The sequence below is a fragment of the Mycobacterium marinum genome (assembly GCF_003391395.1).
Taxonomy (GTDB): Bacteria; Actinomycetota; Actinomycetes; order Mycobacteriales; family Mycobacteriaceae; genus Mycobacterium; species Mycobacterium marinum.
The window spans coordinates 3917814-3940440 of the sequence record NZ_CP024190.1 but is presented as its reverse complement, the minus strand read 5'-3'; the positions used below and the strand labels follow the sequence as shown (position 1 = coordinate 3940440).

General features: G+C 65.6%; 25 protein-coding genes. 11 read left to right on the top strand and 14 right to left on the bottom strand.

Annotated features, from left to right (window positions below):
* Positions 1-21 precede the first annotated feature (21 nt).
* Together CCUG20998_RS16300 and CCUG20998_RS16295 are read left to right on the top strand one after the other, a co-directional pair.
* Positions 22-735, top strand: coding sequence for a haloacid dehalogenase type II (locus CCUG20998_RS16300; RefSeq protein WP_020730598.1), 714 nt, complete (start codon positions 22-24; stop codon positions 733-735).
* A 151-nt stretch (positions 736-886) separates the two neighbouring features.
* Positions 887-1621: a potassium channel family protein gene (locus CCUG20998_RS16295; RefSeq protein ID WP_020730599.1), complete on the top strand. Its 735-nt coding sequence runs from the start codon at positions 887-889 to the stop codon at positions 1619-1621.
* A gap of 23 nt (positions 1622-1644) precedes the next feature.
* Here the strand turns inward: CCUG20998_RS16295 and CCUG20998_RS16290 are convergent, their stop codons facing one another.
* From CCUG20998_RS16290 to CCUG20998_RS16270, 5 genes are all read right to left on the bottom strand, one after another.
* Positions 1645-1980, bottom strand: coding sequence for a DUF202 domain-containing protein (locus CCUG20998_RS16290; protein ID WP_036456381.1), 336 nt, complete (start codon positions 1978-1980; stop codon positions 1645-1647).
* Positions 1977-2354, bottom strand: a complete 378-nt coding sequence (locus tag CCUG20998_RS16285) for a YidH family protein (RefSeq protein WP_020730601.1) — start codon at positions 2352-2354, stop codon at positions 1977-1979. Before CCUG20998_RS16285 ends, CCUG20998_RS16290 begins: the two co-directional genes overlap by 4 nt.
* Before the next feature lie 198 nt (positions 2355-2552).
* The gene (locus CCUG20998_RS16280; protein ID WP_020730602.1) at positions 2553-2951 is read right to left on the bottom strand and encodes a cupin domain-containing protein; all 399 of its coding nucleotides are present in this window, start codon (positions 2949-2951) and stop codon (positions 2553-2555) included.
* Positions 2948-3481, bottom strand: a complete 534-nt coding sequence (locus CCUG20998_RS16275) for a hypothetical protein (protein ID WP_012395012.1) — start codon at positions 3479-3481, stop codon at positions 2948-2950. Before CCUG20998_RS16275 ends, CCUG20998_RS16280 begins: the two co-directional genes overlap by 4 nt.
* A 68-nt stretch (positions 3482-3549) precedes the next feature.
* Complete coding sequence (locus CCUG20998_RS16270) at positions 3550-4107, bottom strand: ester cyclase (RefSeq protein WP_012395011.1); 558 nt, start codon at positions 4105-4107, stop codon at positions 3550-3552.
* Positions 4108-4367: 260 nt separating this feature from the next.
* Here CCUG20998_RS16270 and CCUG20998_RS16265 point away from each other — a divergent pair, with 260 nt between their 5' ends.
* Together CCUG20998_RS16265 and CCUG20998_RS16260 are read left to right on the top strand one after the other, a co-directional pair.
* Positions 4368-5483, top strand: coding sequence for a hypothetical protein (locus CCUG20998_RS16265; RefSeq protein ID WP_020730603.1), 1116 nt, complete (start codon positions 4368-4370; stop codon positions 5481-5483).
* A 93-nt stretch (positions 5484-5576) separates the two neighbouring features.
* Positions 5577-6203, top strand: coding sequence for a class I SAM-dependent methyltransferase (locus CCUG20998_RS16260; RefSeq protein ID WP_036456386.1), 627 nt, complete (start codon positions 5577-5579; stop codon positions 6201-6203).
* Positions 6204-6211: 8 nt separating this feature from the next.
* Here the strand turns inward: CCUG20998_RS16260 and CCUG20998_RS16255 are convergent, their stop codons facing one another.
* From CCUG20998_RS16255 to CCUG20998_RS16245, 3 genes are all read right to left on the bottom strand, one after another.
* Entirely contained in the window at positions 6212-7585 is a 1374-nt protein-coding gene (locus CCUG20998_RS16255) for a flavin monoamine oxidase family protein (protein WP_103654129.1), read from the bottom strand.
* Positions 7586-7618: 33 nt separating this feature from the next.
* The gene (locus tag CCUG20998_RS16250; protein ID WP_020730606.1) at positions 7619-8920 is read right to left on the bottom strand and encodes a cytochrome P450; all 1302 of its coding nucleotides are present in this window, start codon (positions 8918-8920) and stop codon (positions 7619-7621) included.
* Positions 8921-9025: 105 nt separating this feature from the next.
* Positions 9026-9364 carry an MmpS family transport accessory protein gene (locus CCUG20998_RS16245; RefSeq protein ID WP_020730607.1) on the bottom strand — a complete coding sequence of 113 codons (339 nt, stop codon included), beginning with the start codon at positions 9362-9364 and terminating at the stop codon, positions 9026-9028.
* Between the two features lie 214 nt (positions 9365-9578).
* Here CCUG20998_RS16245 and CCUG20998_RS16240 point away from each other — a divergent pair, with 214 nt between their 5' ends.
* Both CCUG20998_RS16240 and CCUG20998_RS16235 read left to right on the top strand, forming a co-directional pair.
* Positions 9579-10664 (top strand): NAD(P)H-dependent amine dehydrogenase family protein, encoded by a 1086-nt coding sequence (locus tag CCUG20998_RS16240; RefSeq protein WP_020730608.1) that lies wholly within the window; start codon positions 9579-9581, stop codon positions 10662-10664.
* Between the two features lie 131 nt (positions 10665-10795).
* A complete protein-coding gene (locus tag CCUG20998_RS16235) occupies positions 10796-12730 on the top strand; it encodes an Hsp70 family protein (RefSeq protein WP_038579990.1) in 1935 nt (644 codons plus the stop codon).
* 23 nt (positions 12731-12753) lie between these two features.
* Here CCUG20998_RS16235 and CCUG20998_RS16230 read toward each other — a convergent pair whose 3' ends face one another.
* The 3 genes from CCUG20998_RS16230 to CCUG20998_RS16220 form a co-directional block, all read right to left on the bottom strand.
* The gene (locus tag CCUG20998_RS16230; RefSeq protein ID WP_020730612.1) at positions 12754-13110 is read right to left on the bottom strand and encodes a hypothetical protein; all 357 of its coding nucleotides are present in this window, start codon (positions 13108-13110) and stop codon (positions 12754-12756) included.
* Positions 13111-13200: 90 nt separating this feature from the next.
* A complete protein-coding gene (locus tag CCUG20998_RS16225) occupies positions 13201-14307 on the bottom strand; it encodes a class I SAM-dependent methyltransferase (protein ID WP_103654066.1) in 1107 nt (368 codons plus the stop codon).
* 1 nt (position 14308) lies between these two features.
* Positions 14309-15262: an SDR family oxidoreductase gene (locus tag CCUG20998_RS16220; RefSeq protein ID WP_020730614.1), complete on the bottom strand. Its 954-nt coding sequence runs from the start codon at positions 15260-15262 to the stop codon at positions 14309-14311.
* 82 nt (positions 15263-15344) lie between these two features.
* On the opposite strand from CCUG20998_RS16220, the gene lnt reads away from it, so the two are divergent.
* A complete protein-coding gene (lnt, locus tag CCUG20998_RS16215) occupies positions 15345-16847 on the top strand; it encodes an apolipoprotein N-acyltransferase (protein ID WP_172607186.1) in 1503 nt (500 codons plus the stop codon).
* Positions 16844-17593, top strand: coding sequence for an SHOCT domain-containing protein (locus CCUG20998_RS16210; RefSeq protein ID WP_020730616.1), 750 nt, complete (start codon positions 16844-16846; stop codon positions 17591-17593). Before lnt ends, CCUG20998_RS16210 begins: the two co-directional genes overlap by 4 nt.
* A gap of 62 nt (positions 17594-17655) precedes the next feature.
* Here CCUG20998_RS16210 and CCUG20998_RS16205 read toward each other — a convergent pair whose 3' ends face one another.
* Together CCUG20998_RS16205 and CCUG20998_RS16200 are read right to left on the bottom strand one after the other, a co-directional pair.
* Positions 17656-18279 carry an MBL fold metallo-hydrolase gene (locus CCUG20998_RS16205; RefSeq protein ID WP_020730617.1) on the bottom strand — a complete coding sequence of 208 codons (624 nt, stop codon included), beginning with the start codon at positions 18277-18279 and terminating at the stop codon, positions 17656-17658.
* Positions 18279-19364, bottom strand: a complete 1086-nt coding sequence (locus CCUG20998_RS16200; protein ID WP_036456390.1) for an S-(hydroxymethyl)mycothiol dehydrogenase — start codon at positions 19362-19364, stop codon at positions 18279-18281. The genes CCUG20998_RS16205 and CCUG20998_RS16200 overlap by 1 nt, the downstream gene beginning before the upstream one ends.
* Before the next feature lie 139 nt (positions 19365-19503).
* Here CCUG20998_RS16200 and CCUG20998_RS16195 point away from each other — a divergent pair, with 139 nt between their 5' ends.
* The 3 genes from CCUG20998_RS16195 (at position 19504) to CCUG20998_RS16185 (ending at position 22062) form a co-directional block, all read left to right on the top strand.
* Entirely contained in the window at positions 19504-20565 is a 1062-nt protein-coding gene (locus CCUG20998_RS16195) for a class I SAM-dependent methyltransferase (protein ID WP_099052719.1), read from the top strand.
* Positions 20566-20577: 12 nt separating this feature from the next.
* A complete protein-coding gene (locus CCUG20998_RS16190; RefSeq protein WP_012394996.1) occupies positions 20578-21396 on the top strand; it encodes a serine hydrolase domain-containing protein in 819 nt (272 codons plus the stop codon).
* A gap of 153 nt (positions 21397-21549) precedes the next feature.
* Entirely contained in the window at positions 21550-22062 is a 513-nt protein-coding gene (locus tag CCUG20998_RS16185) for a DUF3145 domain-containing protein (RefSeq protein ID WP_011739477.1), read from the top strand.
* 5 nt (positions 22063-22067) lie between these two features.
* On the opposite strand, the gene CCUG20998_RS16180 is transcribed toward CCUG20998_RS16185, so the two are convergent.
* Complete coding sequence (locus tag CCUG20998_RS16180; protein WP_020730620.1) at positions 22068-22586, bottom strand: Rv2253 family sensor-like surface protein; 519 nt, start codon at positions 22584-22586, stop codon at positions 22068-22070.
* Between the last annotated feature and the right edge of the window lie 41 nt (positions 22587-22627).

The following is a 22627-nucleotide window of genomic DNA, read 5'->3' as shown; positions in this document are numbered from 1 at the left end:
GCTTGGGGTGGCCGAGGTTGGATGATGAGCCTCATGGTGACGGCGTTGCTCTTCGACGTGCAGGGGACCGCGACGGATTTTCATTCGACCGTCTGTGACGAGGCGCGGCGGATCAGCGCCGGACGGCACCCGGATGCGGACTGGCCCGAGTTGGTCCGGCGCTGGCGGGCCGGTTACTTCAGCGCGTTGGATGCTTCCTCGGCCGGACACCGCGGGTGGGTTTCGGTCTACTCGGTGTACCGACAAGTCCTCGACACGGTGCTGGACGGTTGCGGTGTCACCGGACTCTCGGCCGCCGAGCGTGACGAGCTCACCCTTGCCTGGCAGCGGCTGCGTCCCTGGCCGGAGGTGGTGGCCGGCCTGACTCGGCTGAAGACGAAGTTCACGCTGGCCACCCTGTCCAATGCGGACGTCAGCGCGGTCGTCAACATCTCGAAGCGGGCCGCTCTGCCCTGGGATGCGATCTTTGCGGCCGAGATGGCCGGGGTGTTCAAGCCCGATCCGGCCGCCTATCGGATGGCCGTCGGCTACCTCGGGTGTGAACCTGCCGAGGTCATGATGGTGGCCAGCCACAAGTACGACCTCCGCGCCGCGGCCCGTCTGGGTCTGCGCACCGCCTTCGTCGCGCGGCCGCTCGAATTCGGCATCGGTGGTGCGGCCGATGCAACCTATGCCGATGAGTTCGACATCAACGCCGCCGACTTCCTCGATCTTGCCGGGCAACTCGGTTGCTGATCGCTGCGGAATCGAAACAAGTTTCACGCGAACCGAATTCGGCTAGCCCGTTATCACTTTTACCGCACGGAGGGCCAGCCCGCTACCCTAAAGCCGGGCAGAAATTGAGACGGATACGTAACGCCATGATCGACTCGGAGGCCCAGCCGTTATGACTGAGCAAACTAAAGACCAGCTATGGGAACAGCGCACCGAATGGCCACTGGCCATGGTCGCCATCGCATTCCTCGTCATGTACTCGATCGAAGTGCTGTATCAGCCGCAGGGTTTAGAGGCGACCTTCTTGGGAGTGGCAACCTGGGTCGCCTGGAGCCTATTCGTCTTCGATTACATCGCACGCCTGTGTTTGGCGCCTCACCGCGGGCGTTGGTTTATCCGGCACATCATCGACCTGCTTATCGTCGCGCTTCCCATGATGCGGCCACTGCGTCTGCTGAGGCTGCTCGTCCTGGTCGGCGCGCTGCAGAAGGCGGTGGGCAATGCCGTTCGCGGTCGCATCATGCTCTACACCATCTCGGGTGTATCCCTGCTGATCTACGTCACTTCACTGGCCATCCTCAACCAGGAACGCGGCCATCCGGGGGCCACCATTACGTCTTTCGGAAAGGCCGTGTGGTGGGCCATCACTACGGTGACTACCGTCGGCTACGGAGATTTGTACCCGATCACAGTCACCGGCCGAGTAATTGCCGTATTGCTGATGATCGGTGGGATCAGCCTGATCGGTGTCGTTACCGCGTCACTTGCATCGTGGATAGTGCAGCGGGTCGCTGAAACTGATTCGGCAAACCGTGCCGCCACCGCCGCGCAGATCGATGAGCTGCGGACGGAAGTCCGCCGACTGGCGGCGCTCTTGCGCGAACAGCACTCCGACCGCGTCACCTGAGCCCTGCGATGGCCTGGCGCGGCCTACAGCAGCTGCGCGAACGCGGTCACGACCATCAGCACCAGCACCGCCAGCCCAACGATGTGGACCTGACGGCGAGCGGTGATTCGTTGCGGTCGTGGGCGCCGGCGCAGGGTTCGCTGGCGTTGGTAGGCGATGATGTAGCCGCACGACGCCGCCAGCGCGGCCAGGCCGGCCGGGACCAGCCCCGCTAGTCCGGCGTGGGCCTGCACGTCCTTGGTCGTCAACAACACGCCGTTGACCAGCAGCGCAAACGACGTCCGGGTCCAGGCCAGCGTGGTGCGTTCGGCCTGTAATCCGCGATCCGCCGCCTGGGCAGTCTCCGACGACTGGCTCAACCCGTGACCACCTTGGCAACCACCAAGATGAGCGCGACGACGCCGACGATCGCCAGTCCCACAGCCAGGTATGCCGGCGTCGGGTGGTGGGGCAGTGGTTCGCCGCGGCGCATGGCGCGATCGGCCTGCTGCCAGCGCAGCAGCCCCATCCCGCTAGTCAGAATCGCCAGTGTCGCGAGCACCACGCCCAGCACATGGCGCGCACCGTGGACGGCCAGCTCGGGGACGAGTTGCACCAGGGCGACCGCCGCGGCAAGAAGCCCCAACGCGGTTCGCTGCCAGGCTAGGAAGGTTCGTTCGTTGGCCAGAGTGAACCGGTAGTCGGGTTCGGTCTCGGCGCCTTCTTCGCTGTCGGGTGTGGCGGTTTCGGCCACTAGGCACCTCGCAAGTCATATTGGGGACAGGCGTTTTCGACGTCGACCGAGTCTAGCCAGAGTTGTGCCCGGTCCGGGCGCGCACAGCCGAAACGCCAGCGATCGGTGTGGGCTGAGGACAAACGGCGCGGTGCGACGATGCCCAAAGTGCAGCTGAAAGTGGGTGACCGGGCCGACTCAGGGTGGGCGGGGTCGGTGTCAGCGATTCGGCTCGGCATCTGGCGTCGCGACGCTGAAGACAGATGGGTTGATCGGTGACCAGTCCAGCGCGACGCAGGGTTCGTCGCCGACCACCCACGCGTCGTGGCCAGGCTCGGCGGCAAATGCCTGGTTGGGCCCCACCAGAATCTCCAGACCATCGTGGCTGCGCACCGCCATGTGCCCGCTCAGCACGTACCCGACGTGCCGCGCCGAGGGTCTGCCAGCTGTCGGGCCGACGTGGACCGACCACTTCCAGCCGGGTTGGTAGACGCCATGGCCGATGAGGACCGTGCCCAACAGTTCCATCACGACACGCACGCTGCCGTCGAGGAATCGCACGGTCCTGTCGGGTTGCTGTATCGCCTTGGTTTCCGCGTCTACATGTTGGTGGTTCATGAGCCTGGGCGCTGGGCGGAGCCGGTCAGCGGCTGACCGTCGGCGGCCTGCAGCAGACAGATGACGGTGCTGGGGGTGGGGTCTGCGCCCGTTCTGTCCTGCCGTGAGTCGATCAGCCAGGTCACGGCGTAGGGGCTGTCGTCGACGGCCTTGCCGGTGTAGGGCGCAAACCCCGCCGCGCATTCCCGATTGGCGACGTCGGCGACGGCGGAGTCGACGGCCACCGGAGCGCGTAAGTACACCTGGGCTAGATGCGTTGTCGCGCAATCGGTCACGGTGACGTAGATGCGGCTCAGGTCTGCCGGGGGAAGGTCGGCGACGCAATCCCCGACCTGCAGGTCAATCCATTTCTGTGTGCTCGAGCCGGGGGAGGCGGGCTGCGCCGGGACGGTAGCGGTGACCGCTGTTGCGGCTTTGGTGGGCGGCGCGATCGTGGATTCCTGCCCCGCTTGATGAGTGGTGGTGGCGCAGCCGGACAGCAATGGTATTGCGGCCAGGGCGCCCAACACATGTCGGTCTGCTACTCGCATGGCAGCCTCCTGAAAAGCATCGGCTAGCGGGGGAGTCTAGGCATTCGCACTGCCACGGGGAAGCGTAGTCACGCAAACGTCGGCTCGGTGGTGTTGGTCAGCGCCCGGTCCGGTTCCCCCGACGACATGGACAGCAGGCCCCGGACACAACGCGCAGCCAGCAGCCAGTTCGACGGCCGCCGCATGGCCAGCCCGCCCAGCAACTGTTTGATCATGGTCAGAGTGTCGAAATAGATGCGTTCGCAGACAAGGGTTTCCGCCTCGTCGAAAACGAAATAGGCGGTCATCCGGACCCGGAACCGGCTTCCGGTGGGCGGAATCTTGCCGAGGTAGCCGCGGTGGGTGCCCATCAGCCAGAACTCGACGATCACCGCGTCGGCACTGTGTCGCAAGGCGATGATCTCGTGGTCCTGGTCCGGGAACGCCGTTCGGGTGTAGTGGTAGTAGCCGCGCACCGCCTGGTCTCCGTCGTGGACGGTCATCTGCGGGATCAGCTCGTAGCGCGGGTGCGGAAAGGTGGACAGCACGTCGTCCCAGTCCTGACGGACCTCATCGTGGAAATGGTCGAGCACCAGCTTCTGGCGGGCCGCCAGCACCTCGGGAGCGGGAAACGCGGAAATGGGCATGCTTGACGATAGGCTCCGAGCTCATCGACCGGCCAGATACTTCTGTTGACCAGCCCTAGGCGGACCTGGTCACGTTAGCGCCATCAAGCTCAGAAACGCCTGTGCCCGTTGACGTGTCACTGATCGGCGGCCCGATGACGTCTAGTTCCGGAGTCCAGACCTGCCGCGCTTGTACCGCATACCCCTATATGGTATCCATCGACTATGGATTGCAGCCGGGGATTTCCCACAACTCGCCGACACCACCCCCGGTAGTCAGGATGGATATCGCCGGACTGCCCAGCTACGACTACCTACTCCAACGTGTGGCGACCGGCCGGCTGCGGCTGGTGCTGCTGCTATCGCCGCCGCGGACCGGTTCGACGGCGCTTGCCAATGCCCTGGCGCGACACGGTCAGGTTGATGCGGTGGTGACCGAGCCGGCGGGCCAGTACCATCTGCGGGCCGATGCTCGGGTCGTCGAGACTTTCGGGCTGATCGCCGATGCGGTTGCTGCGGTTGGTCCGCGCCCGGCGTCCCGGCCGGCTGTCGTGCTGATCAAGGAGACCGCGCAACATATCGGGCCCGATCGGGAGTGGCGGGCTTGGCGCGCGATCATCGACAAGACTCTGGTGTTGGTGCGTCAGCCGGCGCTGGCCTTGGAGTCGCTGATCCTGATGACACTCGGGCTGGCGGACCTGTTGTCGGGAGGTTCCGAGGCCAGGCCCCGGCTGTGGCTCAGCCCAGCGGGGCAGGCGACCTGCCCGCCCGCCACACTGACCTGCTGGGCGGACTTCCTGGCACAGCTGCGCGAGGAACGCGACTTCAGCGGATTCGATGAAGGCCGTTTGCGTGCCCACTGGCACAAGAGTGCCCTATTCGGCATGCCCAGCCTGCAACGCGAAGTCTGGGCCAACGAGGCGCGACAGCACAGGCTGGGAGATGTCGGTGACTTCGAGTCATACCTGGGCACCCCGCCCTGCGCCCTGAGCACACTGCCTGAACCGCTGGTGCGCCCGTTCAACGATCGCCACTTCGCCTGGTCCGCGCTGTGGGATCTGTACGGCAACACCCCGGCCGGCGACGAAGCGATGGCGCTTGTCGATTTCGCTGCGGTGCAGGCCGATCCGCCTGCCCGGCTCGGCGCGCTCGCCGCGTTCCTCGGGTTGTCCCCGCGCGATCCCAGCGCCTCGCCCCCGATCGCGCGCTCAGGCTACGACACGCGCTGTCCGCAACTGCATGACGTGTTGTTCCGCGAGGCGAGGGCGAGGTCATACATCGCGCCAGGCAATCGTCAGCCGCTGCCGATCGAAGGATTTCCGGCCTGGCTGCACCCCCAGTTGCGCGCGGCCCAGACGATCTACCGGAACCTGCATCGAGAGCTGCGCCAGCCGTGACCACCCAGATCGCGGCTTCGCGTTCTGTGGTCATCGGGCACGTCGTGTCCGTTCGGCCGCCAGACGCCGATTCTCTGATATGGTCACGGCGAAATGAGTGCCGTGCAGCCATTTTCCGAGAAGTTGAGCGCAAAGCTCAACGACATGCGCGAGGTGCTGCGGCCGGCAGAGCGACTTCGTCAACAGGCTCACGCGCTTGGCGGCCACCTCGGCAAGGGCGATAGCGTTCTCGATGTCGGGTGCGGGACGGGTTATCTGTCTGCGTACTTGCAGCAGATGTACGGGATATCCCCGAGTGGCATAGACGTCAAGGACGCTCGTCGTACCGAGATTCCGTTCCGCGAGTTCAATGGCACGTCAATTCCTTTTCCGGACAGAGCATTTGACCATGTTGTTCTCAGTGAAGTGCTGCATCACAGCCATGACCCGGTGGCGCTGATCAAACAGTGTTACCGAGTTGCGCGCCGCAGCATCATCGTGTTCGAAGACATGCCGGACGGACGGCTGGGCAAAGGCATTCTGTTCCTCCATGTCCAGGCGTTCGCCCGCTACTACCGCTACCCATTTCGCCCGGCAACCATAGGCTCCTACCGATCGGCACTAAATTGGTTGGGCGACAATTCATCCTGCGTTCTGCAGGCTCGGCAGCCACCCGAATGGCTCAGCGCGTACCCGCGCGAGCTATTCGTGTACGAGCTTGCCGAATCCGCTCAGCGGTGATCGCCAGGTCATGAGTCGGTGGCCATGGTCATCGTCTGGTTCGCCATTACTTCGCTGGCCGCGCGCTCGCCCGAGCGAATGGCGCCATCGATCCAGCCGCACATCTTGGCCGAGGTCTCGGTGCCTGCCCAGTGAATCCGGCCGCACGGCCTGCGCAGCGCATGACCGAACTGGGTGAGCACGCCCGGGGGAGTATGGCTGAGCATCCCACCGCCGGAGTAGCGCTCACGGCTCCAGTTCTGCTCGAAGTAGTCGATCGGCTTCGCGGCCTTGGCGCCGAAGCGTTCCACCAGGGCGGCGAGCACCGCCTGACGTCGACCGTCGTCGTCGAGGCGCTCGTATTGCCGGGCGACCGGCCCCTCGATCACCACGCACAGCACCCCCGGTGTCCCACTATTGGGGCTGGCATCGATGGTCAGCGTAGCCAGCGATGTCGGCGCGGCGCTTTGGCCACACAATCCATCGGCGCGCCAGAACGGCTCGTCGTAGACGGCGGAGATCTTGACAATCGCGCCGCTGGGCATCCGCTGGTGCAGAAATGACCGATCGGTGGGAAGCATTGGTTCATAAACGATTTGGCTGGCGATCGCGAGCGGAACCGCGACGATCGTTCGGTTCGCCCGCACGGTTAGCCCCTCGGATTGCACGGTCACGCCGCCGGAATCCTGGGTGATCGATCGGACCGGTTGGGAAAGGTGGATCGCCGCGCCCAGCTCGGCGGCCATCGGCCCATAAACGGCGCCCATGCCACCGATCGGCCGGGCGTCTTGTGCGGCGCCCTTGCTGCCCAGCACGAAGCCGGGCCCACCGCCCGAGGCCATCTGGTACAGCACGAACAGCATCGATACCTCCGAGGCGTCGGAGGTGTAGCAGCCGGCGATCGCCGTTTCCAGGAGGTCGTGCGCTGCTTTGGACTTGACGTTGTTGCGCAGCCACTGGGCCAAGGTCATTCGGTCCCATTTCGCGGCTCGCTTGGCTTCCCAGGGCGCCTCGAGTGGAATCGTCTTGCACATCTGGCTGATTTCGAACATGGCTGTGCCCAGATTCATCGAGGCCAACGGGCTCAGGGTCCGCGGGATCGTGCCCTGGTAGCGGTACTGCTTGCCATCGACAACCATCATGGCTTCGCCGTCGGTGTACTGCTTGAACGCCGCGACTCCGAATTCCTTCATCAGCGCATAGATTCGGTCCTGAGTGGGGCCGATCCACGCGCCGCCCTTGTCGATCCACGACCCGTCTTCACGCACCACGGTGAAGGTTCGGCCGCCAACCCGGTCCCGAGCCTCCAGCAATGCCACCGAGTGACCGGCCTGCTTCAGCCGAAGCGCGGCGGTCAGGCCAGCGAACCCCGCACCCACCACGCATACATCGACCTCGGCCATGCTGAATAGGCCTACCGGCAAACGGCTTCGCAGTCAACGGCTCCACGCGACTGGTAGTCGTTTGATGCCATGAATGAACTGTGACAGCAACCGTGCCGGCTCCTCGGTCGCAACGACGTCAGGCATTTGCCGGCGCAATTCGTCGAATACAACTCTGATTTCACGGCGGGCCAGGTTTGCGCCCAGGCAGAAATGGGCACCTCCACCACCGAAGCCGACCTGCGGATTGGGGTTGCGGGTCACATCGAACGTCCAGGGATCGGCGAACTTCTCCTCATCGCGATTCGCCGAGCAATACCACAGGGTGACCTTGTCGCCAGCCGCCATCTTGGTGCCCCGAAGGTCGACGTCCTGGCTCAACGTCCGGCGCATATAGACCACCGGCGAAGCCCATCGCACGATCTCCTCGACCGCGGTCGCGGCCAAACCGTCGAAGTCCGACCACCACTTGGCACGCTCGTCGGGGTAGCGCGACAGCGCCAGCATGCCGTGGCTGATTGCATTGCGGGTGGTTTCGTTGCCGGCGACCACCAGCAGGATGAAGAACATCGCGATCTCCGACGAGGACAACCGCTCGCCGTCGACCTCGGCTTCCACCAGGCTGGTCGTCAGATCGCCGTGGTGGTTGACCCGACGATCATCGGCAAGCGCGGTGGCGTAGCCGCCGATGGCCATCGAAACTTGAAGGAACTCATCGAAATCGGTAGTCAGGTCGGGGTCGCCGAACCCGAGAATCACGTTCGTCCAATGAAAAATCTGCTCGTGGTCTTCTTCGGGAATCCCCATCATGTCGCAGATGATCTGCAAAGGCAGCGGGCCGGCGAGCTCGCTGACCAGGTCGGCTTGCCCGTCGGGATGGTTCGTGATCATGGCTGCGACCAACCGGTGGGCCCGCTCCCGCACCGAGGCTTCGATGCGGGCGACCACCTTCGGGGTGAACGCCCTGCTGACAATCGAGCGCAGGCGCTGGTGGCGCGGATCGTCGAGCACGATCATCGAGCCGAAGTATTCGGCCAGCTCCGGTGTCTGATCGTGGATCACGATGTTGGGACTGGAATGAAAGATTTCCGGACGCCGACTGGCGAAGTGGATATCGTCGTGCTTGGTCAGCGCCCAGTGCCCCTTGCCCGCAGTGAGTCCGGCGAGTTCGATCGGGGGCCAGAAGGAGATGGGGGCTTCGCGGCGCAAGGTCGCGAAAGCGCCGTCGCGGAAGTCGTCATCGCGTCCCCAGAACTCCAGCGAACCAAGTTCGATGTCGGCCAGTGGGACTTCCGGTGGCGGTGTCCCGTTAACCCGAGGCAGCAGGCCGGTGTTGAGGTTCGTGCTGAGGTCCATCGTGCTTCTCCTACGTCTCCGCTTCGTCGTTGAAGGGGTGACACTGGCGAGCTTAAACCGCTGGCGGCGACAACGTGGCGGTGCGGAGCCACCGCATGCGGTGGGTCAGTGTGTGCACACGGTGTGTCCGGGCGTTCCGGTCCCGGTCTGCTCGGTCACCACGCTGCCGTCAACCAGAATCCTGCAGGTAATGCTGCCCTGCCCTTGGGCGCTGAGCACGAAAACCTGCCCGCCGAAGGCGGTGAACTCCGACGACCAGGGCAGGTTGATGTTGGTCGCTCGCTGCTGGCCCTTGGCGGTTTGGTACGAGACGAACTCGGCGACGCCCGGGCCGCTCACTTCATAGCGGACCTGCTGGAACGGGTCGGCGTTCGCCACGCCGCAGATGGCTGCGACGCCGACACCGATAGCGAGCAGAATCGCCGGTCCGCTGAGACGGCGCATGGGTCTGGCTGCCAATCGACTGGTCATGGTTTTCCATAGTGTCATCAGGTAGGACGGCATGTAAGTGGTTTGTTGGGCTCCCGCCCCGCCGGCACGAGTGCGTTTGGTGCCCGAGAACTGCGAGCGGACTCGTTGAAGACCCAAATGTGAGCCCTGATGCTAGATGTCGCCCCCGATCGCGCTTAGTGTGACGTAGTCAGGGAGGTGGCCGTTTATGTCGCAAAGTGGCGGGAAACGAGTGGTCGTCTGGGGCACCGGCTTCGTGGGCAGGATGGTGATTCCCGAAATCGTCAAGCATCCATTGTTTGAGCTGGTGGGTGTTGGTGTCAGCAATCCTGACAAGGTGGGGCGCGACGTCGGCGAAATCTGCGGACTTTCCGAGCCGGAGGGAATCAGCGCCACCGACGATGTCGACGCGCTGATCGCGCTGCGGCCCGACGCGCTGGTGCATTACGGCCCGACGGCGATGCACGCGCAGGACAACATCTCACTCATCACGCGCTTCCTGCGGGCCGGCATCGACGTCTGCTCGACCGCAATGACGCCGTGGATCTGGCCGACGATGCACCTGAACCCGCCGCAGTGGATTCAGCCCATCACCGAGGCTTGCACGTTGGGGGAGTCGTCGTGCTTCACCACCGGCATCGACCCGGGATTCGCCAACGACTTGTTTCCCATGACCCTGATGGGTTTGTGTTCGGAGGTCCGGCGTGTGCGCGCCTCCGAACTGCTGGACTACACGAACTACGAGGGCGATTACGAAAAAGAGATGGGCATCGGCCGCGAGCCCGAATTCAGCCCGATGCTGGAAAACCGCGACGTGCTGATCTTCGCGTGGGGCGCCACCGTGCCGATGATCGCTCATGCCGCCGGGATCATGCTCGATGAGATCACTACCACCTGGGAAAAGTGGGTGACCCCCACCGAGCGCAAGTCGGCCAAGGGCCTCATCAAAGCGGGCCACGTGGCCGCGGTGCGGTTCACCATCAATGGGGTCTATCAGGGCGAAACCCGCATCCAACTGGAACACGTCAACCGCATCGGCCACGATGCCGCGCCGGACTGGCCCTCCGGCCACGACGACGACGTCTATCGGGTGGATATCGAAGGAACTCCCAGCATCTTCCAGGAGACCGCGTTCCGGTTCACTGACGGCTCCGGGCGAGATCCAGCCACCGCCGGGTGTCTGGCGACCGGCATGCGGGCGCTCAATGCGGTGCCTGCCGTCAACGACTTGCCGCCGGGCTGGGTCACCGCGCTCGACCTGCCGCTGATTCCAGGCGCGGGCACAATCCGTTGACCTGCGTCGATTGCTTGGCGTTGAAGTTCTTATACAGCTGGCGCATAGCTGGCGCAGAGATTGGCTATAGGTTCTATCGACAGAATTTGAGTTGGGCGGGTGGCGTGCCGCCGGACATGGGGACTTACTAGATGGCAGAGGGAGCACGGCCCGCGCTGGGTCTGTCGATCGGTGCCACCAATCTGGCGGCGGTAACCGCCGATAGCGCCATCCTGCGAAAGCCCGTACTGACGCTGTACCGACAGCGTCCACCCGAGATCGGACTGCCGTCGGAGAACCCGAGGCTGGACCAGTCCGGTTTGGTGATCAGCGACTTCGTGGACCGCGTCGGGGACCAGATCGGCATCGTCGCGGCCGACGGGTCGGTGCATCGCAGCGAGGCATTGGTGGCCGATGCGTTGCGGGCGTTGGCCTATACGGCCACCGGCGGTCACACCCTGCCCGCCAGTACCGCAGTCGCCTATCCCGCTCACTGGACCACGAGCGCGGTAGACGCATTGGGCGCCGCATTGGGCCGGGTTCCGGAATGGTCGCCGGCGGGGCAGCCTCTGCTGCTGATCCCGGACGCCGCGGCGGCGTTGTTCGCCGCGCGTGCCAACCCTGGCATCCCGGCCCGCGGCGTCGTCGCGGTCTGCGATTTCGGTGGCAGCGGTACCAGCATCACGCTGGCCGACGCCTCCGGCGAATATCAGCCCCTGGGTGCAACGGTGCGGCACCCGGATTTCTCCGGCGATCTGATCGATCAGTCGCTGTTGACCTACGTCATGTCCGAGATGCCGGCGACGGGTTCTTTCGATCCGTCGGGGACCTCGGCGATCGGCTTATTGAACCGGTTGCGTGCCGAGTGCCGCCAGGCCAAGGAGCAGCTCTCCCTCAGCACGGTGGCCACGCTGTCTGACGCGCTGCCCGGGGTAAGCGGAGAGGTTCGGCTCACCAGGAACGAGTTGGACGAGACGATCCGCGATTCGCTCGATGGATTTGCCCGCGTTGTCGAACACACGCTGCAGCGCGCCGGCGTCCCCGCCGCGGACCTGGTCGCCATCGTTACCGTCGGTGGTGGCGCCAATATCCCGTCGGTCACCACAACGCTGTCGGGGCGCTTCGGCGTACCGGTGATTACCGCACCCCGCCCGCAGCTGACAGCCGCGACCGGCGGGGCGCTGCGGGCTGCCCGGGGACCGGGTGATTCCAGTGCGACGGTGTTGACCTCAGCGGCACCGATGACCCAGACCGCGATGGCGCCGCTGGACCCAGACGTCGGGGCGGTCGCGGCGGCCGACGCGCCGGTGTCGGCGTTGCAGCCCGCTTTGGCATGGTCGGAAGCCGACGACCAATCCCGGGCGACGCCGGTGGTCGGCGACGATTATTCGGGGGCGTCCGGCTACACCTCCGCGCGGCCCCAGCTGACCTTTGAAGAGAATGCCCGGGCGGAGCCGGCGCCCAAGTCCGTGGTGATCCCGTGGTACCGCCTGCCCGGAGTAATCATCGTCGCAACGGTGGTTGCGGTGCTGCTCGTCGGCGCCGCGGTCGCGATCGCGCTGAGCTCCGGAGAACAGCCGGCGACTCGCTCGCCCGAAGCGACCACGTCCCCGCCCACCTCGGCCCCCGCAGCCGTGCCACCGGTGACCGATGCCGGAACTTCCGCGCCCGCGCCGTCCACCCAGCCACCTGCCTCCCAAGAGCCGGCGCCGCCGCCGACACAGCAGGCGCCCCCGCCGCCGTCGACCGAGGCGCCGCCGCCCTCAACCACACAAGCCCCGGTCACCACCCAGCCTCCGGCCACCACCGAGGCGCCGCCGGCAACCACCCAGCCCCCGGTCACCACCGAGGCGCCGCCCACCACGCAGGCGCCCGCGACACAGCAACTGCCCACGCCGCCGATCCCGCCCATTCCCCAGATTCCGCCCATCCCGCAGATCCCGGGAATCGGTTTCCCGCAGGTGCCGCAAGTGCCGCAGATACCTCAGGTGCCTCAGGTGCCGGGAGTTCCCGGGTTCGGCCAAGTCATCGCGCCCCAGGTCATTGCGCCGCAAGTAATTGCGCCCCAGGCGGCAAACGGTCAATGAGGTGAGCGACCGCCCCGCGGCGTTCAGCTGGCGGCATCCTTGAGGACGCGCTCGTTGTAGGCCTTGTCTTTGGCGTAGTTTTCTTCGGCGCTCCACTCGCCGGTCCCGTCGGCCTTGCCTGTTGTGGCGACGTCTTTGGCCTTCGCCGCTGGGGCGTCCCGGTCACCGGCGGCTTTGGGGTCGCCGTTTTCGTCGAGCCAGTCGTTGACCGCGGTCCCGGTGATGGTCTTGCCGGAACCGGGTAACACCAGCGTCGGCCGGTCCTCATAGGCAGTCATCATCTCGGCGGCCTTGTCTTGGGCGCCTTGGTCCGGCTCGATGTTGTCGGAACGATCCGGCTCCTCATGTTGGTCGGCCGGCTGATCTTGGGCTGCAGTCATGGCTCTTGCTCCCTGCGCAGTTGCGGTTGTGACCGACCCTCAACTCCGGTTACCCATCCCGATGCCGGGTCGAAACGCGCGCTACCGCGGTCAGGCGCGCTTGGCAAGCACCAGCGATGCCAGCGGAATCCGCATCGGCTCGGGCTGGCTTGCCAGCCGGTCGGCGACGGAAGCCTCCAGCCGCTCGATGAACGCGGTTGCGCGAGGGTCGCCGGTCCCGCAGTCCAACGCCGCCGCGAGCGTGGGGAACAACGCCGCCCGAGCGAAGCCGGCCCACTGCGCTCCGAAAGCCTCTGCGTCGCCGTCTGATTGGAAGGCGGCCCAGAACCGATCCTCGGCGTTGAACACGTCGAGCTGCTCGATGGTCAGACCCTCGAACCAGCCGCGCGGCGCAAACGGAGCGCGCAGGTCCTTTTCGGCCCGGGCGACCACGGGTATCGCCATGCGTCGCAGCTCTTCTGGGCGCAGCAGCCCGTCGCGCACCTGATCGTTGAGCGCCGCCACAAGCGCGTCGTTCATCGGTCGATAGCCGAAGTGGCCGTGTTCGTCGAGCGCCATTGTCAGCACCACCAATCGCCCGCCCGGACACAGCTCCCGACCCCGGAAGGCAAGAAAGTCCTGCCAATCCGTGGCGGCCTGGTGCGCGTATGCCGCGCGCGCTCGCTCGTCTTTGCTGTAGGCGACTTGCACGTGATCGGTGAGTTCCGGCGCCCCCACGGGGATACGGCTAAGCCATTGGATCGCCCATGAACTCCAGCCCAGGCTCACCGTATTGCTGGGCAGGATCTGGGTATAAAACGACCTGCCGACTGCCGATGCGAAGCTCGCCGAGTCATGGTGCAGGTAGCTGTCCGGGTCATCGGCCAACGTGCGGAACAACGCAGTGAAATCGTTGTCCGGTACATCGGTGTGCGCCACCATGATTGCGCGATCTTCACGGGTGCGACGGCGAAGTGCGTTGATCGCGGCCATCATGGGCTTGAGTGAATTGTGGCCGGTGGCCACCCCGTAGTCGGCGATGACGACCGGTTGCGGTGCATCGGGCAGCGGCACGGTTTGCGCGGCCTTTTCGAACAGCGTGATGGCCGGCGACAAGCCCGCGGCCTGTAGCCTCGACGACTGGCTGTAGGTCGCACTTTCCATTGGCGCCGGCCGGACCACCACACTTGACTCCGGCAGCCTGATCTCCCGTGGCATGTCAGCTCGACGTGGGGTAACCGACACCCGTGAGACGTTCGGAAACCTCCCAAAGGCGTTGGCAGTCAGCGTCATTGCCAGCACGAGCGGGCACCTTGGCCGCCCTCACACCGCCACCGGCCGCCTCATAAAAGCCCCGCGGGCCGTAGAAAGCACCGCCCTCGGCCTGCGGTGTAACGGCGGCGTAGAGCGCCGGCAGGATGCCGTCTTCGATTTCTTGCCAAAGGAACGGAGCGAAACGCCATGAGGTGGTGTAGAACCGCTGCATCAGTGCCGGCTTCTCCCGCCCATGCGAAGGCCCGCTGATCTGCAGGTTGGTCTTGGTCAGTCCCGGGTGCGCCGCGTTGGACATCACGCCCCAACCCGCCGCCCGGCTGCGACGGTCCAGCTCGCGCGCGAACATCAGCACTGCCAGCTTGGATTGACCGTATGCCGTCATCGCAGCGTATGACTTCTCGAACTGCAGGTCGTCAAAGTGGATACGGCCACGCCGGGCCGCCAGGCTGCTCAGCGATACCACCCGCGCGCCTTGCGCCGCGCGCAGCAGCGGCAGCACGTGCGCGGTCAGCGCGAAGTGTCCGAGATGGTTACTGCCGAACTGCAATTCGAAGCCGTCGGCGGTGGTATCACGTTCGGGCGGAGTCATGACGCCGGCGTTGTTGATCAGGATGTCGATCGGGCGGCCCTCGGAGTTGAGCTGGTCACCCAATGCGGCCACCGACGCCAGCGAGGACAGATCGAGCGCCTTGATACTCAACTTGGCGTCGGGCACGGCACTGCGGATCTCCTCGATTGCCGCCTCGCCCTTGGCGCGGTTGCGGATTGCCATCACCACATCGGCGCCCGCCGCCGACAGCCGCCGGGCCAGCCCAAAACCCAACCCACTATTGGCTCCGGTGACTACCGCGAGTTTTCCGGACAGATCGGGCACGGTGGCGATGAGATCGCTGGCCATGCGTATCACTCCCTTTCCGGTGTTGCTGTCCAGTGTGCGCTTTTCCCCGCTATCCGCGAGTCGGAGCGGCATGCTTTAGCCCATGGTCCCGCACCCGAGAACGCTCCGGCGGCGTGCGTTCGGGTGGACGGCAGCATTGGCCCTCGGCACGCTACCCGCGCTCGCTTTCCCGGCGCCATCGTGGTGGTGGTTGGCCTGGTTCGCGCTGGTGCCGCTGCTGCTGCTGGTGCGGGCAGCGGCGACGTCCGGCGATGGTGCGGTGCGGGCCGGTTGCGGTGTTGCCGGTTTCGTGCTTGCCAACCAGTACTGGTTGGCCGCCAGCATCGGCCCGTCGCTGGCGTTGTTGGCTCTCGGAATGGGCGCGTTGTGGTTGCCGTGGGGTTGGGTTGCGCACCGCCTGCTGTCGGCACCGCTTTCCGCCGCCCGCGCGGCTGGGGCACTGGCCGTCGTACCGAGCGCCTGGGTGGTGGCAGAAGCGGCGCGGTCCTGGCCGCCATTGGGCGGTCCGTGGGCTCCGCTGGGTGCGTCGCAATGGAACCAGCCCTACACGCTTGCGTCGGCATCGGTGGGCGGGGTGTGGCTGACCAGCTTTCTGGTGATGGCTGTCAATACCGCCATCGTGGCCGGCATCGTGGGCCAAGGGCTGCCCCGGCTGGTGCTGCTGGGCTGCGCGGTGGCGGGGGTGGGCCTCGGACCGCTGTGGTACCTCGTTGGCCCAGCTCCCGCTGCGGGTCCGGTGATTCGGGTGGCGCTGGTGCAGCCGGGCCCCATCGCCGACTCGACGGCCCGCCAGGCGGCCGGTGAAGAACTGACCGCCGGCTTGGTGGGTCAACGGCCGGACCTGGTGGTCTGGGGGGAAAGCAGCGTCGGCCACGACCTGGCCGACCATCCCGGCGACCTGGCCCGGCTGGCGGGCCTGTCCGCGCGGGTCGGCGCGGATCTGCTGGTCAATGTCGATGCGCGGGCACCGGGTGGGGGCATCTACAAGTCGTCGGTGCTGCTCGGTGAGCACGGCGTGGCGGGCAGCTACCGCAAGACCCGCTTGGTGCCGTTTGGTGAATACGTTCCGCTGCGGCGGTTGGTTGGCTGGATCACCCAGGGCACCAAGGCCGCCGCGGAGGACCGGCGGCGGGGAACCGGCCCGGTGGTGCTGCATGCCGGACCGCTGGCCATCGGACCGCTGATCAGCTACGAGACGACGTTTTCCGATCTGGCCCGACGCGAAGCGCTGCTGGGCGCCGAGTTGTTGGCATTCCAGAGTTCCACCTCGTCGTTTCAAGGGAGTTGGGCGCAGCCGCAGTTGGCCAGCCAACCCGCGGTGCGTGCCGTCGAAGTGGGGCGACCCGCGGTGCACGCCGGGTTGTCCGGTGACAGTTCGGCCTTCGACGCCCGGGGACGCCGGCTGGCGTGGTGCCCGTCGGACTTCGCGGGCGTGACGGTGGTCAGCATCGAGCTGGGTTCGCGCGACACGCTGTATCGACGACTGGGGGATTGGGTGCCGGTGACGGCCCTGGTGGTGCTGGCGGGATACGCCGGCTCAGCTGGGCTTCGCCGTTATCGAATGCGTGACACACTGCGTGCATGACTAGCAGACGGGTCGCCAAGTTTTCGCTGACCGTCGCCATCCTCACGTTGGTGGTGTCGGTGGCCGGCTTCATCGTCACCCTGGTGCTCAACGCGTTCTTCCTGGACAAGTACGACGCGTACGGCGAGGTGGCGATCCCCGGTTCGGGCAGCGTGCATTTGCCGGCCGGAGATGTCACCGTCAGCCTGCACACGCTGGTCATCGGCGGCACCAACGGCGTTGGCCTGCCGGTGCCGCCGTTGGGGATCTCGATCAGTCCGCCCGACGGTGTCCCGCAACCGGAGGTAACCGAAAGTATCGGCAGCACAACGACGGTCAACAACGACGCCCACGTACGGGTATGGATGGTTCGCGTTCCCGTCGAGGCCACCTACCGCGTCACGACCGACGGCGAGGTCGGCGGATACATCAACCCCCGGCTGGCGTTCGGGCACCAGAGTTCGTATGGCTGGTTGGTGTGGGTTTTCGTCGCCATGTTCGGCGTCGGGCTGATCGACTTGGTGCTTTCGGTGGTGTGGCTGAGCCACAGCCGCCCGGCCGCATCGGCGCCGCCGGCCAGCCCCTACTTTGCCGAAGCGCCCATCCTGGCTTCCCACCCCAGCGATCCGCCCAGGACGGCCTACGAGCCCAGCGACGACGGGATCAGGCTGGAGCGGCTCAAGACGCTGGCGGCGTTGCGCGATTCGGGGGCGCTGACCGAGGAGGAATTCCAGAGCGAGAAACGCCGGATCCTCGACGGCAGATAGCCGGCGTCGCGCGGGCGCGTGGCTTGCTCGCCGATCTCGGTGAGCGTTTGACCTGTTGCGCCCTAGTGGCCGCGGGCCACCCATTCTTCGTAGTGCACGATTTCGTCGCCGATGGTGGTGTTGTCGCCATGGCCGGTATGTACGACGGTGTCGCCGGGCAGCTTGCCCAGCCGTTCGGATATCGACTGCAGGATGGTCGGGAAGTCGGAAAACGAGCGTCCCGTCGCGCCGGGTCCGCCGCAAAACAGCGTGTCCCCGCTGAACACCACATCCAGCTCCGGTGCGTACCAGCACACCGATCCCGGGGAGTGGCCCGGAGTGTGCATTGCGCGTAGCTCGGTACCGCCGACCCGCAGTGTCTCAACGTCAGAGACAGCGCGAAAGTCCTTGTCCGGATGGGTCATCCGCCACAGCATCTCATCGCCGGGGTGGAGCAGCACCGGAGCGTCGAGTGCCGCGCCGAGTTCGGGAGCCACCGTCACGTGGTCGTTGTGGCCGTGGGTGCACACCACCGCAACCACATTGCGGCCGGCGACCGCCTCGATGATCGGAGCCGCCTGATGGGCGGCGTCGAAGACCACCACATCGGAGTCGTCGCCGACCAGCCAGATGTTGTTGTCGACTTCCCAACTGCCGCCGTCGAGTTCGAAGGTTCCGTGGGTCACCACCCGGTCGATGTGAACCACTACAACACCACCACCGAGCGCAGCACCTTGCCGGCGTGCATCTTCTCGAATGCCTCCTCGATACCGCCCAGACCGATCTGCTCGGAAACGAACTTGTCCAGCGGAAGCCGGCCCTGCAGGTAGAGGTCGATCAGGGTGGGGAAGTCGCGCTCGGGTAGGCAATCGCCGTACCAGGACGACTTCAACGCGCCACCGCGGGAGAAGAAGTCCACCAGCGGCATGTCCAGCCGCATGTCGGGGGTGGGAACCCCTACCAGGACAACGGTTCCGGCCAGATCGCGAGCGTAGAACGCCTGCTTCCAGGTTTCGGGCCGGCCGACCGCGTCGATCACCACGTCGACCCCAAAGCCGCCGGTGAGGTCCTGGATCGTTTCGACGACGTCGAGTTCGCGGGCGTTGACGGTGTGGGTGGCGCCGAAGGCGCGCGCCCACTCCAGTTTGGTGTTGTCGGTGTCGACGGCGATGATCTTCTTGGCTCCGACCAGCGCCGCACCGGCGATGGCGGCATCACCCACGCCGCCACAACCGATCACCGCGACGGTGTCATCGCGGGTGACGCCACCGGTGTTGACCGCGGCGCCCAGTCCGGCCATCACCCCGCAACCCAACAGGCCCGCCACGGCGGGGTCGGCCGCGGGATCAACCTTGGTGCATTGGCCGGAGTGCACCAGCGTCTTGTCGGCGAATGCCCCGATGCCCAGTGCCGGGGTGAGTTCGGTACCGTCGGTCAGTGTCATCTTCTGCTCGGCGTTGAACGTGTCGAAACAGTAGCTCGGCCGGCCCCGTTTGCAGGCCCGGCACTGGCCGCACACCGCACGCCAGTTCAGGATCACGAAATCGCCCGGCTCCACGTTGGTTACCCCGGGCCCAACCGCTTCGACCGTGCCCGCGGCCTCGTGGCCCAACAGGAACGGGTACTCGTCGTTGATGCCGCCCTCGCGGTAGGTCAGATCGGTATGACAAACGCCGCAAGCGCTGATATCGACGACGGCTTCGCCGGGCCCGGGATCCGGGATGATGATGTCCACCAATTCAACGGGTTCGCCCTTTTTCCGGGAAATTACGCCGCGCACTGTCTGACTCATGGCCTCTAACCTACTGTTCGGCATTCGCGGCGGTTGCGCCGCGCCTGCGCTCGCGGCGCCCATATTGCGTTGAGCTTTGGTCCCGATAGCCGGCCCGACGGGCGGCGATGCCGGTGTAGCGTCGCTGAGCATGACGGCAATCGACGGCGGAACCGAAACCACGGAGGAATTCGGCAGCAGAATTGTCGCGGCCATCGACAGCGCCGGTTTGACGATCTTGCTCAGTGTCGGACATCAGACCGGGCTGCTGGATGTCATTTCTCAATTGCCGCCGTCCACTAGCACCCAAATCGCCGAGGCGGTGGGCCTCGACGAGCGTTATGTGCGGGAATGGCTGGGCGGGATGACGGCCGGGCAGGTGATTGAGTACGACGCCGAGACGGCCACATATTCGCTGCCCGAACATCGCGCGGCCATGCTGACGCGGGCCGCCGGCCCGAACAACCTGGCCCGCGTGACGCAATTCATCTCACTGCTCGGAGAGGTCGAACAGAAGGTGATCGCCTGCTTCCGGGAAGGGGGCGGTGTGCACTACACCCAATACCCGCGCTTTCACACGCTGATGGCCGAGATGAGCGGCGAGGTATTCGACAGTGCGCTGGTCGACGTGATTGTGCCGCTGGTCGAGGGCCTTCCCGAACGCTTGCAGGCCGGCGCGGAGGTGGCCGATTTCGGTTGCGGTAGCGGTCACGCGGTCAACCTGTTGGCGCAGGCATTTCCGAAAAGCCGGTTCACCGGCATCGACTTCTCCGAGCCAGCCATCGCGGCAGCCTCCCAGGAGGCGAAGCGTCGCGGCCTGTCCAACGCAACCTTTCAATCTCGGGATCTGACCACCCTGGACGATGTCGGGGTCTACGACGTCATCACCGCCTTCGATACCATTCACGATCAGGCGCAGCCGGCGCGCGTGCTGGAGAACATCTACCGCGCGCTGCGGCCCGGCGGCGTGCTGCTGATGGTCGACGTCAAGGCGTCGAGCCGACTCGAAGACAACGTCGGCAACCCGATGAGCACCTACCTGTACACAATCTCGATGATGCACTGCATGACCGTGTCGCTGGCGTTGGACGGCGTCGGCTTGGGGACGGTGTGGGGCAGCCAGCTGGCCACCAAGATGCTGGCCGACGCCGGATTCGAGGACGTGACGGTGGCCGAGATCGAGTCGGACCCGCTGAACAACTACTACATCGCCAGGAAGTGACGAACCGCCACGATGGCCGCTCTGGACGCTCTTGATGATTGGCCGGTACCGGCCGCCGCCGCAGCGGTGATCGGCCCTACCGGTGTATTGGCGACGCACGGCAATGTCGAGAAGGTCTTCGCGTTGGCCTCGGTGACCAAACCGATGGCGGCGCGCGCCGCGCAGATCGCGATCGAGGAAGGCGTCGTCGACCTCGACACCCCGGCGGGCCCGCCCGACTCCACCATTCGCCACCTCCTGGCGCACACCTCGGGACTGTCAATGCACACCAATCAGGTGCTCGCCCGGCCCGGGACCCGCCGCATGTATTCCAACTACGGCTTCACCGCGCTGGCCGAAGCCGTGGCGCAGGAATCCGGAATCGAGTTCAGTAGCTATCTGGCCGAGGCGGTGTTCGAGCCGCTGGGCATGTCGACGAGCAAGCTGGAAGGCGGCGCGGCCGCGGCCGGGTTCGGGGCCACCTCGACGGTTGGCGACCTGGCGCTGTTCGCGGGCGACCTGTTGCGTCCGTCGACGGTCTCCCCGCCGATGCACGCCGAGGCGATCGCCGTGCAGTTTCCCGGTCTGGACGGTGTGTTGCCCGGATTTGGTGTGCAGCGCCCCAACGACTGGGGGCTGGGATTTGAGATCAAGAGCGCCAAGTCGCCGCACTGGACCGGTATCCGCAACTCGCCGCGAACCTACGGCCATTTCGGGCAGGCGGGTGGCTTCATCTGGGTGGATCCCGAAGCCGACCTGGCGTTGGTGGTCCTTACCGACCGTGATTTCGGGGACTGGGCGCGAGAGCCCTGGCCAGCGCTTTCGGACTCCGTGCTAGCCGAATATGCCTAATGCGAACTGCACACTAGCGCAACAGGGGTCTCACAGGGCACAATAGACACGCAAGACATCAAAAATCGCAGAAGTTTCGTCGCAGGCATCCCGCCTATCGGGTTCACCAGGTCGTTGGGGAAGACGTCCCTCGTGGAACCGAAGGAGTAAGAGATGCGTGCATCGAATCAGTTCGCCGACGTGACGAGCGGCGTGGTGTACGTCCACGCCTCTCCAGCGGCGGTGTGCCCGCATGTCGAGTGGGCACTGTCGTCGACCCTGCATGCCAAGGCCAACCTGGTCTGGACGCCGCAGCCGGCGATGCCTGGCCAGTTGCGTGCCGTCACCAACTGGGTCGGGCCGGTGGGCACCGGCGGCCGGCTGGCCAACGCGTTGCGCTCGTGGTCGGTGCTGCGGTTTGAGGTCACCGAGGATCCCAGCCCCGGCGTGGACGGGCAGCGGTTCTGCCACACTCCGCAGCTCGGCTTGTGGAGCGGGGCGATGAGCGCCAACGGCGACACCATGGTGGGCGAGATGCGGCTTCGGACCCTGATGGCGCAGGGGGCGGACACCCTTGCTGCCGAATTGGACTCGGTACTCGGAACGGCGTGGGACGAGGCGCTGGAGGACTACCGCGACGGTGGCGACACCGGTGAGGTGACCTGGCTCAGCCGCGGCGTCGGCTAGTCAGGCTAGCTGACCGGCACCGCGACCGGTTTGGCCGACAACGGCATATCGACGTTGCCTTTGCACGCGCCGCTGTAGATGTTGGTGTGAAAGACGCCGGTGAGAATTCCGTAGTCGCCGGGCGTGTACACCGAGATGGATTTGGCCGGGTTGTACTCAATGGTGCCGTCCGGCAGTAGACAATCCCATTTCCAGGTCATCTCGCGTACCCATTGGGACCCGTTCCAGGTGAATTCGATTGATTGCGGCATGGATTCATTTTTGGGCGGGGGAGGGTTATTCACCGTCGCAGTGCAGACGCCCGCCGAGCAGCTGGAGCTAATGGAGACGCTGATCCGGTGGGCAAACTCGGGTTGGCTGGCCGCGATGCTGGTGCCGGTCTTCGCATTGGCGGCCAGCGTCAGAATGTAATCCCCATTCCATGCCGCAACTTCACCCGCGTAAGCCGGCGGCGCGAAACACAACGAGACGCAAAACCAAGCCGCTGCCGCGGCTCCAAGTCCGGTTTGGTGAGGCCTCGACATCTTCCCTCCCAGCTGAGCGGCTCTGAGAGAGATGTCGTATT

What these genes read in the sequence shown, in the direction of transcription:
- CCUG20998_RS16300 (WP_020730598.1), top strand. Translation starts at nt 22, where the DNA reads ATGATGAGCCTCATGGTGACGGCGTTGCTCTTCGACGTGCAGGGGACC.
- CCUG20998_RS16295 (WP_020730599.1), top strand. Translation starts at nt 887, where the DNA reads ATGACTGAGCAAACTAAAGACCAGCTATGGGAACAGCGCACCGAATGG.
- CCUG20998_RS16280 (WP_020730602.1), bottom strand. Translation starts at nt 2,951, where the DNA reads ATGAACCACCAACATGTAGACGCGGAAACCAAGGCGATACAGCAACCC.
- CCUG20998_RS16275 (WP_012395012.1), bottom strand. Translation starts at nt 3,481, where the DNA reads ATGCGAGTAGCAGACCGACATGTGTTGGGCGCCCTGGCCGCAATACCA.
- CCUG20998_RS16270 (WP_012395011.1), bottom strand. Translation starts at nt 4,107, where the DNA reads ATGCCCATTTCCGCGTTTCCCGCTCCCGAGGTGCTGGCGGCCCGCCAG.
- CCUG20998_RS16265 (WP_020730603.1), top strand. Translation starts at nt 4,368, where the DNA reads ATGGATATCGCCGGACTGCCCAGCTACGACTACCTACTCCAACGTGTG.
- CCUG20998_RS16260 (WP_036456386.1), top strand. Translation starts at nt 5,577, where the DNA reads ATGAGTGCCGTGCAGCCATTTTCCGAGAAGTTGAGCGCAAAGCTCAAC.
- CCUG20998_RS16255 (WP_103654129.1), bottom strand. Translation starts at nt 7,585, where the DNA reads ATGGCCGAGGTCGATGTATGCGTGGTGGGTGCGGGGTTCGCTGGCCTG.
- CCUG20998_RS16250 (WP_020730606.1), bottom strand. Translation starts at nt 8,920, where the DNA reads ATGGACCTCAGCACGAACCTCAACACCGGCCTGCTGCCTCGGGTTAAC.
- CCUG20998_RS16245 (WP_020730607.1), bottom strand. Translation starts at nt 9,364, where the DNA reads ATGCGCCGTCTCAGCGGACCGGCGATTCTGCTCGCTATCGGTGTCGGC.
- CCUG20998_RS16240 (WP_020730608.1), top strand. Translation starts at nt 9,579, where the DNA reads ATGTCGCAAAGTGGCGGGAAACGAGTGGTCGTCTGGGGCACCGGCTTC.
- CCUG20998_RS16235 (WP_038579990.1), top strand. Translation starts at nt 10,796, where the DNA reads ATGGCAGAGGGAGCACGGCCCGCGCTGGGTCTGTCGATCGGTGCCACC.
- CCUG20998_RS16230 (WP_020730612.1), bottom strand. Translation starts at nt 13,110, where the DNA reads ATGACTGCAGCCCAAGATCAGCCGGCCGACCAACATGAGGAGCCGGAT.
- CCUG20998_RS16225 (WP_103654066.1), bottom strand. Translation starts at nt 14,307, where the DNA reads ATGCCACGGGAGATCAGGCTGCCGGAGTCAAGTGTGGTGGTCCGGCCG.
- CCUG20998_RS16220 (WP_020730614.1), bottom strand. Translation starts at nt 15,262, where the DNA reads ATGGCCAGCGATCTCATCGCCACCGTGCCCGATCTGTCCGGAAAACTC.
- lnt (WP_172607186.1), top strand. Translation starts at nt 15,345, where the DNA reads ATGGTCCCGCACCCGAGAACGCTCCGGCGGCGTGCGTTCGGGTGGACG.
- CCUG20998_RS16210 (WP_020730616.1), top strand. Translation starts at nt 16,844, where the DNA reads ATGACTAGCAGACGGGTCGCCAAGTTTTCGCTGACCGTCGCCATCCTC.
- CCUG20998_RS16200 (WP_036456390.1), bottom strand. Translation starts at nt 19,364, where the DNA reads ATGAGTCAGACAGTGCGCGGCGTAATTTCCCGGAAAAAGGGCGAACCC.
- CCUG20998_RS16190 (WP_012394996.1), top strand. Translation starts at nt 20,578, where the DNA reads ATGGCCGCTCTGGACGCTCTTGATGATTGGCCGGTACCGGCCGCCGCC.
- CCUG20998_RS16185 (WP_011739477.1), top strand. Translation starts at nt 21,550, where the DNA reads ATGCGTGCATCGAATCAGTTCGCCGACGTGACGAGCGGCGTGGTGTAC.
- CCUG20998_RS16180 (WP_020730620.1), bottom strand. Translation starts at nt 22,586, where the DNA reads ATGTCGAGGCCTCACCAAACCGGACTTGGAGCCGCGGCAGCGGCTTGG.